11 protein-coding genes and 1 tRNA gene are annotated in these 12,939 nt (G+C 68.2%); 8 read left to right on the top strand and 4 right to left on the bottom strand.

Annotated elements, in window-relative coordinates; translation table 11 throughout:
• Window positions 1-12: 12 nt before the first annotated feature.
• The gene (locus tag DFP88_RS00190; RefSeq protein WP_245904606.1) at window positions 13-1,230 is read right to left on the bottom strand and encodes an AI-2E family transporter; all 1,218 of its coding nucleotides are present in this window, start codon (window positions 1,228-1,230) and stop codon (window positions 13-15) included.
• Window positions 1,231-1,359: 129 nt separating this feature from the next.
• Here DFP88_RS00190 and ettA point away from each other — a divergent pair, with 129 nt between their 5' ends.
• Window positions 1,360-3,015 (top strand): energy-dependent translational throttle protein EttA, encoded by a 1,656-nt coding sequence (ettA, locus tag DFP88_RS00185; RefSeq protein WP_110812446.1) that lies wholly within the window; start codon window positions 1,360-1,362, stop codon window positions 3,013-3,015.
• A 176-nt stretch (window positions 3,016-3,191) separates the two neighbouring features.
• The gene (locus DFP88_RS00180) at window positions 3,192-3,428 is read left to right on the top strand and encodes a hypothetical protein (RefSeq protein WP_110812445.1); all 237 of its coding nucleotides are present in this window, start codon (window positions 3,192-3,194) and stop codon (window positions 3,426-3,428) included.
• Between the two features lie 131 nt (window positions 3,429-3,559).
• Here the strand turns inward: DFP88_RS00180 and DFP88_RS00175 are convergent, their stop codons facing one another.
• Window positions 3,560-4,144, bottom strand: coding sequence for a hypothetical protein (locus tag DFP88_RS00175; protein ID WP_146227383.1), 585 nt, complete (start codon window positions 4,142-4,144; stop codon window positions 3,560-3,562).
• Window positions 4,145-4,360: 216 nt separating this feature from the next.
• Here DFP88_RS00175 and DFP88_RS00170 point away from each other — a divergent pair.
• Window positions 4,361-4,437, top strand: a tRNA-Arg gene (locus DFP88_RS00170).
• A 126-nt stretch (window positions 4,438-4,563) separates the two neighbouring features.
• On the opposite strand, the gene DFP88_RS00165 is transcribed toward DFP88_RS00170, so the two are convergent.
• Window positions 4,564-4,875, bottom strand: coding sequence for an ETC complex I subunit (locus DFP88_RS00165; RefSeq protein WP_110812443.1), 312 nt, complete (start codon window positions 4,873-4,875; stop codon window positions 4,564-4,566).
• Window positions 4,876-5,024: 149 nt separating this feature from the next.
• Between DFP88_RS00165 and uvrB the strand changes: the two genes are divergently transcribed.
• The 3 genes from uvrB to DFP88_RS00150 all read left to right on the top strand — a co-directional run bounded on the left by uvrB (window position 5,025) and on the right by DFP88_RS00150 (window position 9,518).
• Window positions 5,025-7,223 carry an excinuclease ABC subunit UvrB gene (gene uvrB, locus DFP88_RS00160; RefSeq protein ID WP_110812442.1) on the top strand — a complete coding sequence of 733 codons (2,199 nt, stop codon included), beginning with the start codon at window positions 5,025-5,027 and terminating at the stop codon, window positions 7,221-7,223.
• Window positions 7,224-7,339: 116 nt separating this feature from the next.
• Window positions 7,340-7,528, top strand: a complete 189-nt coding sequence (locus DFP88_RS00155) for a hypothetical protein (protein WP_110812441.1) — start codon at window positions 7,340-7,342, stop codon at window positions 7,526-7,528.
• Window positions 7,529-7,814: 286 nt separating this feature from the next.
• Window positions 7,815-9,518, top strand: coding sequence for an ABC transporter ATP-binding protein (locus tag DFP88_RS00150; protein ID WP_110812440.1), 1,704 nt, complete (start codon window positions 7,815-7,817; stop codon window positions 9,516-9,518).
• A 4-nt stretch (window positions 9,519-9,522) separates the two neighbouring features.
• Here DFP88_RS00150 and DFP88_RS00145 read toward each other — a convergent pair whose 3' ends face one another.
• Complete coding sequence (locus tag DFP88_RS00145) at window positions 9,523-10,464, bottom strand: nucleoside hydrolase (protein WP_110812439.1); 942 nt, start codon at window positions 10,462-10,464, stop codon at window positions 9,523-9,525.
• Between the two features lie 129 nt (window positions 10,465-10,593).
• Here DFP88_RS00145 and DFP88_RS00140 point away from each other — a divergent pair, with 129 nt between their 5' ends.
• Both DFP88_RS00140 and DFP88_RS00135 read left to right on the top strand, forming a co-directional pair.
• Window positions 10,594-11,592: a LacI family DNA-binding transcriptional regulator gene (locus DFP88_RS00140; protein ID WP_110812438.1), complete on the top strand. Its 999-nt coding sequence runs from the start codon at window positions 10,594-10,596 to the stop codon at window positions 11,590-11,592.
• Window positions 11,593-11,725: 133 nt separating this feature from the next.
• Window positions 11,726-12,772, top strand: coding sequence for an ABC transporter substrate-binding protein (locus DFP88_RS00135; RefSeq protein ID WP_110812437.1), 1,047 nt, complete (start codon window positions 11,726-11,728; stop codon window positions 12,770-12,772).
• Window positions 12,773-12,939 lie beyond the last annotated feature (167 nt).

The following is a 12,939-nucleotide window of genomic DNA, read 5'->3' as shown; positions in this document are numbered from 1 at the left end:
CCAGCGCCGGGCTCAGCCGGCGCTGGCGCTGGCCTCCTGCCCGTCGGATTTCGCCGAAGGGGCAGTATCGGTCGAACGGGCGGGCGCCTGCGCCCCCGACAGGAAGCCGCCGAAGGCATGCAGCGAGTCGATGTTGTCACAGATCGCCTTGACCACGACGAGAAAGGGCACCGCCAGAACCGCGCCGGGAATGCCCCAGAGCCAGACCCAGAAGGCGACGGTGACGAAGACGGCGACGATGTTCAGCTCGAGCCGGCGGCCGACGAGGGCCGGGGTCACGACGTTCCCCTCGATCGAGGTCAGCAGGAAGTAGGATCCGGGCACCAGAAGCGCGTAAGGCACGCTGTCGAAGGTCACCAGCGCGATGGCGCCCGCCCCGATCACGCCCATGACGGCCCCGATCAGCGGCATGAAGTTCAGCAGGAACCCGACAAGGCCCCACATATAGGGCATCGGCATGCCCAGCGCCCACATCGCGAGACCGATGCAGAGACCGAGACCGGCGTTGATGATCGTAATGGCGGCCAGATAGCGCGATATCTGCCGCTCGACGTCGCGCACGATGGTCAGCGCGCGCACCTTGTCGCGCAGGCGCGGGCTCGCCTCGACGATGCGGCGGTGGTAGAAATCGCCGCTGGCCAGAAGGAACATCGTCAAGATGAGCGCCGCCGCGATCGAGGTGCCGACGCTCGCCGCGCTGCCCACGGCCTGCGGGAGCATGCCGGACTGGTCGACCGTGACTTCCATGTCCTCGTTCCCGCCGCCCATGCCGGACACCTGGTCCTGCATCTCCTGGATGCTGGCGAAGCGGTCGATCACGCCCTCGAGCTTGCTGCGCACCTCGACGGCCACGATGGGCGCATTGTTGGCCATCTGCGTGACCGGCCCGCTCAGCATGTAGACCGCCGTGAAAAGCGCCATGCCCAGCACGAGCAGCACGCCCACGGCCGTCAGCGGCGGCGGGATGCCGATGCGCTGCAGCCCCCGCACCAGCGGGCGCAGGGTCAGCGTCAGCAGGATGGCAAGGACGATGGGCAGCAGCACATCGCGCGAGAAGTAGATCGCCGTGAAGAGGGACAGCAGCAGCAGGCACAGGATAAGCCGGCGAATCTTCCGCAGCTCGCTCAGCCGCTCGTGTTCTTCATAATCCGCCATGTCGGCAGCGCGCATCTCGTGCGTGTCTGTCACCGTGTCCTCCGCCTCGTAAAGCCGCACTGCCCTTAGCAGCATAAACGCCGCCTCGTGACGCGGGGTTCCTGCAGAAGCAGGGCGTGCGAAAGCGGGCCGGGGCTGCAACGCCGGAATTGAACCCGGAAGGCATCCCCGCTATCTGACGCGCTGCAGCGCAGGAGGTTCGCAATGGCCAACGTCAAGTTCGTCTACCACATGGATGGCGTCTCGAAGACCTACCCCGGCGGGAAGAAGGTGTTCGAGAACATCCGCCTGAACTTCCTGCCCGGCGTGAAGATCGGCGTCGTCGGCGTGAACGGCGCGGGTAAATCCTCGCTGCTCAAGATCATGGCCGGCCTCGACAAGGACTTCCAGGGCGAGGCCTGGGCCGCCGAGGGCGCGCGCGTCGGCTACCTGCCGCAGGAGCCGCACCTCGACGAGGGGCTAACCGTGCGCGAGAACGTCATGCAAGGCGTCGCCGCCAAGCAGCAGATCCTCGAGCGCTACAACGAGCTGGCGATGAACTACTCGGACGAGACCGCCGAGGAGATGGCCGAGCTGCAGGATACCATCGACGCGCAGGACCTGTGGAACCTCGACGCATCGGTCGACATCGCGATGGAGGCGCTGCGCTGCCCCGCCGACGATGCCGATGTCTCCACCCTCTCGGGCGGTGAGCGGCGCCGCGTCGCGCTGTGCAAGCTGCTGCTCGATGCGCCGGACATGCTGCTGCTCGACGAGCCGACCAACCACCTCGACGCCGAGACCATCGCCTGGCTGCAGAACCACCTGATCGACTACAAGGGCACGATCCTGATCGTGACCCACGACCGCTACTTCCTCGACGATATCACCTCCTGGATCCTCGAGCTCGATCGCGGCCAGGGCATCCCCTACGAGGGCAACTATTCCAACTGGCTGGACCAGAAGGTGAAGCGCCTCGATCAGGAAGCGCGCGAGGACCGGACCAAGCAGAAGACGCTCGAGCGCGAGCTCGAATGGATGCGCCAGGGCGCCAAGGCGCGGCAGGCCAAGTCCAAGGCCCGGATCGCCGCCTACAACGAGCTGGCCGACCAGTCCGAGCGCGAGCGCGTCGGCAAGGCGCAGATCATCATCCCGAACGGCGAGCGGCTGGGCGGCAAGGTGATCGAGGTCGAGGGCCTGAAGAAGGCCATGGGCGACAAGCTCCTGATCGAGAACCTCGAATTCACGCTGCCGCCGGGCGGCATCGTCGGCGTGATCGGCCCGAACGGCGCCGGTAAATCCACGCTGTTCAAGATGCTGACCGGGCAGGAAAAGCCCGACGAGGGGACAATCAGCTACGGCGACACCGTGCAGCTGTCCTACGTCGATCAAAGCCGGGACGATCTGAACCCGGACGACACCGTCTGGCAGGCGATCTCCGGCGGCGCCGAGGTGATCGAGCTGGGCAAGGCCTCGATGAACTCCCGCGCCTATTGCGGCGCCTTCAACTTCAAGGGCTCCGACCAGCAGAAGAAGGTCGGCCTGCTCTCGGGCGGTGAGCGCAACCGCGTGCACATGGCCCGCCTGCTGAAGGAGGGCGGCAACGTCCTGCTGCTCGACGAGCCGACGAACGACCTGGACGTCGAGACGCTGCGTGCGCTGGAAGACGCGCTGACCGACTTCGCCGGCTGCGCGGTGATCATCAGCCACGACCGCTTCTTCCTCGACCGGCTCTGCACGCACATCCTCGCCTTTGAGGGCGATGCGCATGTGGAGTTCTTCCCGGGTAACTTCGAGGACTACGAAGAGGACAAGAAGCGCCGGCTGGGCGTCGACTCGCTCGAGCCGAAGCGGGTGAAGTTCAAGAAGTTCACGCGCTAGGCCCAAGACCGGCCGGGCCGGCCCTCTGGGTCGGCCCGCAGCCCCGCGGATCAGGGGCTGTGACGTTGCAGCCGCAGGCATCAGGCACGCGGCCCCTTGTCCCGCCCCGCTTTCGTGCCATCTGATAGGGTAAGGCGATCCGAAGCGGATCGCCGGAAACGATCGGATTTTCAGACATGAACGCGCTTGACGCAACCTTCGCCGCGCTGGCTGCTCGCGGCGTCGGCCGCGCCCCCTCTGCCCTTGCTGCAGAGGCCCTCTTCCGCGCCACCCCGGCCCTGCCCAAAAGCAAGACCGACATCACGACAGCCGCCGCGCGCGCCATCATCGATGCCGAGACAGAGCGCCGGAAAAGCCTGACCCAGCGCCTGCGCGACGCGCGGCAGGTCCGCGACGCCAGCGCCGCCCTCTAGACCATGCGCGAGCGAACGGCGGCAGGCCCTCAGCCAAGCCGCTGCGCTACCTCGCATTCCGCCGGTTCCCCGCCGGCGCAGCACTACGGCGGCTTGGCTGCTCTAAGCCTTCTGCCGACCGCCGTGCGCCGTTACATCAGCGCTTCACCGTCTATCGCCACGATCATCGCGCCCAGGGGCCGGTTGGTCTCGGGGTCGTTGACGGTGAAGGTCACCTGGGCCTGGTAGGTGCGCGTGGAATCGTCGTACTCGATAGAGCCGAAGTGGATGCCCTCGGGCCCCTGATTGAAGCTTTCGCGGAACTTCGCCTCGTCACCCTGCCAGTAGTCCGAGGTCACGCCGGTGGCCGAGACGTTCAGCCCCTTGTTGTCGACGAGGATGATCTCGGTGATGGAGCCCCCCGCCTCCGCCTGCCGCGCGCGCAGGAAATCGGAGCCGCCGTTGCTCATGACGGAGTCGATCAGCGGCTGGCGCGTCTGCTCGGTCTCTTCCAGCCAGACCTGATCGAGTCGCCGGATCTCCGTCAGGTCATAATCCGCATGTTCTTGATTGGCCTCGCGCAGCGCGTCGATAAGCCTGGGGTCCTGGGCCCATGACCGCACCTGCGCCCGGAGGAACGCCTCCATCGCGCCCGAGAACTCGGTCGCTCCGGCCGGACCGGGGGCGAGGGTCAGGATCGCGGCGCAAAGGGCCAGCACAGGGGCAAGACGGCGCACAACGGGTCTCCTTCGCATGCTGTGGCGCCCCGGGGGCGCCGATGCGAGGGAGTTACGCTGCCGAAGGTTACGACCGCCTTAAGGCCGGAGCGCCGACGCGGCCGGGCGTCCAGCGCCCTGCCCCGCCACGGCGGGTCCGAAGACGGTGCAACAACAGGGCGTTAAGCAGGCCCCTGCGCTTGCGAGGCGCGGCAAACCCCGGTAGGAAATCCGCAGGGTCCCGTAGCTCAACTGGATAGAGCACCTGACTTCTAATCAGGATGTTGGGGGTTCGAGTCCTCCCGGGATCGCCATACCCGAGGCGGGGGTATCCACCGCCAGAATCCCGATACATCCGAGACGATAGCGCATCCCATGCGACCGCCCTTTCCGGGCGGCGGCGGCAGGCCGATGGGCCGGCAGGCGGCCCTAAGACGCCCTCAGTGCGTCCAGGCGCCGCGGCGGCTGGTGGCGAAGTTCTCGCCGTAGCCGGCGGGACGGATGTTCGGCTTGCGGGCCTGCGGCTCCTGCACGACGGCCTCGATGCCGTGGCGCGTCGCGTAATCCAGCGCGGCCTCGCGCGTCTCGAAGCGCATGCGGACCTGCGCCTGCGTATCGGCACTGCTGGTCCAGCCCATCAGCGGATCGACCTCGCGCGCCTCGGCGGGCGGGAATTCCAGCACCCAGTCCCGCGTCTTGGCGGTGCCCGACTGCATGGCGTTGCGGGCTGGTCTGTAGATCCGTGCGCGCATCTTTCGGTCCTTTCGCATCTTGGCCGCTTATCGGCCAGGGTTTCCAGCCTTGCAAGACTCTCTCTGCCCGCGTGCCCCTTGATCCGGAACAAATACGGATCAGATTGGACCCGTCTTCCCTTCACCCGGCCAGCACGGGAGCCGCCGTCATGCACAACAACTCACCCGAGCAGATGCCGGTCCTTCACGCCCCCGCGCCGGAGGTGAAAAGCCGCGAAAAGCTCGAGGGCGGCAAGCGATTCCGCATGCAGACCGAATTCACCGCGGCCGGCGACCAGCCGACCGCCATCGCGGAGCTGACCGAGGGCGTCAGGACCGGAGAGCGCGACCAGGTCCTGCTGGGCGCCACCGGCACCGGCAAGACCTTCACCATGGCGAAGATCATCGAGGAGACGCAGCGCCCGGCGATCATCCTCGCCCCGAACAAGACGCTGGCAGCGCAGCTGTACGGCGAGTTCAAGGGCTTCTTCCCCGACAACGCGGTCGAGTATTTCGTCAGCTACTACGACTACTACCAGCCCGAGGCCTATGTCCCGCGCTCGGATACCTACATCGAGAAGGAATCCCAGATTAACGAGCAGATCGACCGGATGCGCCACTCGGCCACCCGCGCCCTGCTCGAACGCGACGACGTGATCATCGTGGCCTCGGTCTCCTGCATCTACGGCATCGGCTCGGTCGAGACCTACGGCGCGATGACGGTCGATCTGCACAAGGGTCATAACTACGAGCAGCGGCAGGTGATCGCGGATCTGATCGCCCAGCAGTACCGCCGCAACGATCAGGCCTTCGCCCGCGGCGCCTTCCGCGTGCGCGGCGACAGCCTCGAGGTCTGGCCCGCCCACCTCGAGGATCGGGCCTGGCGGCTGTCCTTCTTCGGCGACGAGCTGGAGAGCATCGTGGAGTTCGACCCGCTGACCGGAGAGAAATCCGACAGCTTCGAGCGGATCCGCATCTACGCCAACAGCCACTACGTCACGCCGCGCCCGACGATGCAGCAGGCGATCAAGGGCATCAAGGCAGAGCTGGCGCAGCGGCTGAAACAGATGGGTGACGAGGGCAAGCTGCTGGAGGCGCAGCGGCTTGAGCAGCGCACGCACTTCGACCTCGAGATGCTCGAGGCGACGGGGGTCTGCAACGGGATCGAGAACTACTCCCGCTACCTGACGGGCCGCGCCCCCGGCGAGCCGCCGCCCACCCTGTTCGAGTTCATCCCCGACAATGCCATCGTCTTCGCCGACGAAAGCCATGTCTCGGTCCCGCAGATCGGCGCGATGTACAAGGGCGACTACCGGCGCAAGTTCACGCTGGCGGAGCACGGCTTCCGCCTGCCCTCCTGCATGGACAACCGCCCGCTGAAGTTCGAGGAATGGGACGCGATGCGCCCGCAGTCGGTCTTCGTCAGCGCCACCCCCGCGGCCTGGGAGCTGGAGCAGACCGGCGGCGCCTTTGCCGAGCAGGTGATCCGCCCCACCGGCCTTCTGGACCCGATGGTCGAGATCCGGCCCGTCTCGATGCAGGTGGACGACCTGCTGGACGAGATCCGCAAGGTCTCGGCCCAGGGCTTCCGCACGCTGGCGACCGTCCTGACCAAGCGCATGGCAGAGGACCTGACCGAATACCTGCACGAGCAGGGCATCAAGGTCCGCTACATGCACTCCGACATCGACACGATCGAGCGGATCGAGATCCTGCGCGACCTGCGCCTCGGCGCCTTCGACGTGCTGGTCGGGATCAACCTGCTGCGCGAGGGCCTCGATATTCCCGAATGCGGGCTGGTCGCGATCCTCGATGCCGACAAGGAAGGCTTCCTGCGCTCCGAAACCTCGCTTGTGCAGACCATCGGCCGCGCCGCGCGGAACGCCGAGGGCAAGGTCATCATGTATGCCGACCGGATCACCGGCTCCATGGAGCGGGCGATGGCCGAGACGAACCGCCGGCGCGAGAAGCAGATCGCCTACAACACCGAGCACGGCATCACGCCTGCCACGGTGAAGAAGAACGTCGATGATATCCTCGCCGGCCTCTACAAGGGCGACGTCGACATGAACCGCGTCACCGCCAAGGTCGACAAGCCGATGCACGGCGCCAACCTCGAGGCGGTGCTGGAAGGGCTGAAGACCGACATGCGCAAGGCCGCCGAGAACCTGGAATTCGAGGAAGCCGCGCGGCTGCGCGACGAGGTCAAGCGGCTCGAGGCGGTGGATCTGGCGATCTCGGACGATCCGATGGCGCGGCAGCAGGCCGTGGACCGGGCGGTGGAGCAAAGCGCCAGTGCCTCGGGGCGCAGCACCGCAGGCCGTCCGGGCCAGCGGGGTGGCAATGTCCAGCGGCGCAAGAAGCATTAGGGGGCGTTAACGACCCGGCAATACCTTGGGAGTACCTTCGGTCCACCCGATAAGGGCCGCATTCGCGCCTCATTCGGCTCGCAGGTTGAGATACTGCGAATGGAAGGGAGGAATCTATGTTTGTCGTACTCCTCGGATCGATCCTCGGGTTTATCAGCGCCGTCACCGGGCTGGTCTTCTTCGAGCTGTCCTTCCTTGCCGCGCTTGGCCTCTGGGCCCTGTCCGGGCCCGTCTCGCTGGGCGTCGCCCTGCTGATCGCCAGCATCCAGCACGAGAAGCCGGCGGAGCAGCCGCACCTCGCCTGATCGCCCTGCCCCACTGGCCGGGCCCAGTCAGCGCAGCGCGGGGTAGCGCGACCGACGCCCTCGGCACCATGTATCGTTTGTCCGGCATTTCGGCGCTCGCATGGCGCCTGCGGTGCTTATGGTCCCCGATTGCTCCTGCCAGTCAGCTAGCAGCGTCAGCGCAGCAGCTCCCTCCCTGGGCATCGCACCCCGGCGCCCCGCTTGCCGGTCGGACCGGCGGGCGCCCCTCCCATGGTCAAGCTCAGCCGCAGCAGCTAAGCCCGCGGGCAACGACAGGGAGCCTGCGATGCTGCGCCAGTTCTTCTCCTACTACCGGCCCTGGGCCACGCTGTTCTGGGTCGATTTCGGCTGCGCGGTCCTGTCGGGCCTGCTGGAATTGGCCTTTCCGCTGGCGGTGCAGCGCTTCATCGACACGCTGCTGCCGCGCGGGGATCTGGCGCTGACCGTCCTCGCGGCGGCGGGGCTGCTGGTGGTCTACCTCGTGAACACCGGGCTGATGTCGGTGGTGATCTACTGGGGCCACAAGCTGGGCATCAACATCGAGACCGAGATGCGGCGCCGCGCCTTCGATCATCTGCAGCGGCTGTCCTGGCGCTACTTCGACGGGCAGCGCACCGGCCGCCTCGTCGCCCGCGTGACCCGCGATCTCGAGGAGATCGGCGAGGTCGCGCACCACGGCCCCGAGGACCTCGTGGTCGCGGTGATGACCTTTGCCGGGGCCTTCCTGCTGATGATGCATATCCACGTGCCGCTGGCGCTGATCACCGCGGTGATCGTGCCGGCGACGGTCTGGCTGGTCGCGGTCTACGGCGGCCGGATGACCAGCACCTGGCGCGCGATTTATGCCCGCGTCGCCGATTTCAACGTGCGCCTTGAGGAGAACGTCGGCGGCATCCGCGTGGTGCAGGCCTTCGCCAACGAGGATCACGAGCGCAAGCTCTTCGCCCGCGACAACGCCGGCTACCGCGAGACCAAGCTGGCCGCCTACCGCGTCATGGCCGCCTCGACCGCGATCAACTACATCGGGATGCGCGGCATCCAGGTCGTCGTGATGGTCGCCGGCGCCTGGTACGTGCTGCAGGGCGCGATGACGACCGGCGGCTTTGTCGCCTTCCTGCTGCTGGTCAACGTCTTCTTCCGCCCGCTCGAGAAGATCGCCGCGGTGATCGAGACCTATCCCAAGGGCATCGCCGGCTTCCGCCGCTACCTCGAGCTGCTGGAGATCGCGCCCGATGTCGCCGATGCGCCGCAGGCCCGCCCTGCCCCCGCACTGACCGGCGCGATCCGCTTCGAGGGGCTGGGCTTCGGCTACGATCCCGCGCGGCCGGTGCTGCAAGGCATCGACATCGCCGTCAGCCCCGGCGAGACGCTGGCCTTCGTCGGCCCCTCGGGCGCCGGGAAATCGACGCTGCTGGCGCTGCTGCCGCGCTTCTACCAGCCGACCGCCGGGCGCATCACCATCGACGGCACCCCGATCGAGGCGATGACGCTGGAGAGCCTGCGCCGCCAGATCGGCATCGTCAGCCAGGACGTCTTCCTGTTCGGCGGCACCCTGCGCGACAACATCGCCTATGGCCGCATCGGCGCCAGCGAGGCCGAGATCCGGCAGGCCGCCGATCACGCCCGCCTCGGCAGCCTGATCGACCAGCTTCCCGAAGGGCTCGACACCGTGGTCGGCGAGCGGGGCGTGACGCTGTCGGGCGGGCAGAAGCAGCGCGTCGCCATCGCGCGGGTCTTCCTCAAGAACCCGCCGATCCTGATCCTCGACGAGGCGACGAGCGCCCTCGATACCGAGACGGAGCGCGAAATCCAGGCTGCACTGGAGCGACTGAGCGAGGGGCGCACGACGCTGGTGATCGCCCACCGCCTCGCCACCATTCGCGGCGCCGACCGCATCGCGGTGATGGAGGCCGGCCGCATCGCCGAGATCGGCAGCCATGCCGAGCTGCGCGGCAAGGGCGGGCTTTACGCCCGCCTCGACGCGGCCTGAGGCCTCAGGGCCGCCAGCGGATCGAGCGGGCGAAAAGCTCCGTCAGCTTCGCCATGTCGCCGGTCTCGACCAGCCGCACAGGCGGCGTGCCGAGGCGCCCGGTCGGATCGACCAGCGTCATCCCGCGCGCGAGGCCCGGCGCCAGCGCCACATCGACCGAGGCCTCGATCGAGGCGGTGATGATATCGGGGTCGATGACCACCGCAGCAGCGAAGGGATCGACGAAGCGGAAGACATCCGGCCCGCCGTAGCCCACCGTCGTGCGCCGGGCATGCTGCGCCAGCGCCAGCGAAAAGGCGTGGTAGTCGTCCTGCGCGTCCCCGTCGAACAGGGCATCGACCTCGGGCCCCTCCAGCGCATGGGCGACGCAGGGCTCCCACGGCACCACGGTGGTCGCGACATCGGCCTGGAAGACGATGGCCGCGGCCTCGGGGTCGGCATAGACGTTGAACTCGGCCGCGGCGGTGGTGTTGCCGCGCCCCCAGAGCGTGCCGCCCATGATCGTCAACATGCCGATGCCGGCGGCGATCCCCGGCTCCAGCCGCAGGGCCAGCGCGATATTGGTCAGCGGCCCGATCGCAAGGATATCCACCGGCTGCCCGTCCCGCGCCGCCTCGCGCAGGCGCCGCCGCAGGAAGCCCACGGCATCGTCGCTGGCGCCCTGCCCGATCTCGGCGGGACGCGGCGCGCCGCCAAGGCCGTCCTCGCCGTGGATGTAGGTCGCGTCGATCAGCGGCGCGGTCAGCGGCCGCTCCTGCCCCGCATGGACCGGCACGTCGCAGCCGGCCACGGCCAGCACCGTCAGGATGTTGCGCGTCGCCGCCGCCAGCCCGACATTGCCGAAGCAGGTCGTCACCGCCTCGGGCACGCGGCCCGCGGCGATCAGCATCAGCAGGGCCTGGGCGTCGTCGACGCCGCCATCTGTATCCAGGATCAAGGGGTTCATCGGCGGCCTCCGGCGTCAATTACATGCATTGGGCATTTGACGCGGCACGCCCAAAGCGTTTCGATAAGGGATAGCGGAAGACCCGAGGGGGGATCAAATGCATAGCGATGACGCGCCGGTCGGGTTGCCATGGCGACACTGAAGGACGTGGCCCGCGAGGCCGGCGTCTCACCCGCCGCCGTCTCGCGGCACCTGAACGGCCGGATCACCTTTCCACAGAAGACCCGAGAGCGCATCGATGCCGCGATCGAGCGGCTGGCCTACCACCCCAACCTCACCGCGCGGCGCCTGTCCCTGGGCCGGACGCGGGTGATCGGCGTGGTCCTGCCCGACATCGCCAATCCCTTCTTTTCGGAGATGGTGGCCGAAATCGAGAGGTCCGGCAGCGCGCAGGGCTATGACATCTCGATCTGGTCGACGCGCGGCGATCCGCGCCGCGAAGAGGCCGCGGCAGGCCGCCTGCGCGAGGCGCATGTCGATGGGCTGATCTTCGCCAGCGCGGGCGCCGATCCTGTCGCGCTGCGCCGGACGCTGACGGGGCTGGACCGCGTCGTCCTGCTGGACGAGGACATTCCCGGCACCGCCCTGCCCAAGGTCATGGTCGAGAACATGACCGGCGCGGCCGCGGCGGCCGAACATCTGCTGACCCTCGGCCACCGCGAGATCGCGATCATCGCCGGGCCGGCCGGCAGCAGCACCGTCAGCGACCGCATCGCCGGCTTCCAGACGGCGCTGCTGGCCGCGGGGCTGGGGCCGGCGCCGGTGCATTACGCCGACTTCCAGCGCGAGGCCGGGCGGCGGGCCGCCGAGGCGCTTCTTGCCCTGCCGCGTCGCCCCACCGCGATCTTCGCCTGCTCGGACGAGCTTGCCATCGGCGCGATCGTCGCCGCCCGGGCGATGCAGCTCGAGGTGCCGCGCGACCTCTCGCTGGTCGGCTTCGACGACATCAGCTACGCCTCGGTCCTCGGCCCCGCGCTGACGACGGTGCGCCAGCCGCTGGCCCAGATGGGCCAGACCGCCGTCGACCGGCTGCTATCGCTCCTCGCCGGCACCTCGCCGCCGCTTCTTACCCGGCTCAAGACCTCCCTGGTTGTACGCGACACGACCGCGCCACCGCGCAGGGCGTAGCCGGGCCCTCCCCTGGGGCCTAACGGCTTGCACAGCCTGTCCAAAAGGGTACTCGGGGGGCGGCTTGCGCCCCGCTCCTCTTGCGGCCTAGGCTTCCGCTCGGGGGAGGCAGGACAACAACAGGGATATCGACATGACCTTTCGCCTCTCGTCCTCCGCCGCGCGCCGCGCCCTTCTCGCCGGGCTCTCGCTGCCGCTCATGGCCGCTTCGGCCCATGCGCAGGACCAGCTGACCATCTCCTGGTGGGGCTACAACGGCGACAAGCTGCAGGCCAACATCATCGAGCCCTTCGAGGCGATGTGCGACTGCGAGGTCGTGTTCGAGACCGGCAACAACGCCGACCGCCTGAACAAGCTGATCGCCCGCGGCGGCCAGGGCATCGACGTCATCTTCCTGACCGACAGCTTCAGCCAGATCGGCATCGAGGCCGGCGTCTTCCAGGAGGTCGACCGCAGCGCCCTGCCGAACGTCGACAAGCTCTATGACCTCGCGCAGGCGCCGCAGGGCGAGGCCTATGGCCCCGCCTATTCCATCGGCCGCGTCGGCATCGTCTACGACAGCGAGCGGGTGGAGCCGCTGACCAGCTGGGACGACCTCTGGCGCGACGACCTCGCTGGCGCGATCAGCCTGCCGGGCATCACCACCACCGCCGGCCCGATGGTCGTGCTCAAGGCCGGCGAGCATGCCGGCGTCTCGGCCTACGACGATCCCGAGGGTGCCTTCGGCGCGATCCAGGAGCTCGAGGCGAACGTCGCCAAGACCTACAACACCGGCTCCGAGATGGTGAACCTGATCTCCACCGGCGAGGCGAGCGTCGCCGTGGCGCAGGACTTCACCTTCTCCTCGCTGCAGGACGCCGTCCCCTCGATGGTCTGGGCCGAGCTCGAAGGCGGCGATGTCGCCACGCTGAACACCGTCAACATCCCCACCGGCGCCGCCGAGCCCGAGCTGGCGCATGAGTTCATCAACTTCCTGCTCTCGACCGAGGTGCAGCAGATCGAGGCCGAGCAGGGCGTCGACGCCCCGGTCAACACCGAGGTCGAGCTGACCGAGGATCAGGCCGCCATGTGGACCTACGGGGCCGAGCAGGTCGGCTCGCTCGAGCTGGTGGACTACGCCGCGCTCAACGGCGCCAAGACCGGCTGGATCGACCGCTGGAACGAGGTCTTCGGCATGTGATGCCGCCGGGCCGGGGCCTCGCGCTCCGGCCCGCCCGCCACACCCCCTTGCCGGGCCGCTCGGGCCCGCACCCGATCCAGAGGCGCCGCAGGGCGCCGCCCGGAAAGCCCATGCCCCTTCTTCTCTTGATAAATATCCCCGCCGGAGGCCCCGGCACGCCGCCCGCG

The sequence above is a fragment of the Pseudoroseicyclus aestuarii genome (genome assembly GCF_003217255.1).
Classification (GTDB): domain Bacteria; phylum Pseudomonadota; class Alphaproteobacteria; order Rhodobacterales; family Rhodobacteraceae; genus Pseudoroseicyclus; species Pseudoroseicyclus aestuarii.
This window is presented reverse-complemented; position numbering and strand designations above follow the sequence as displayed.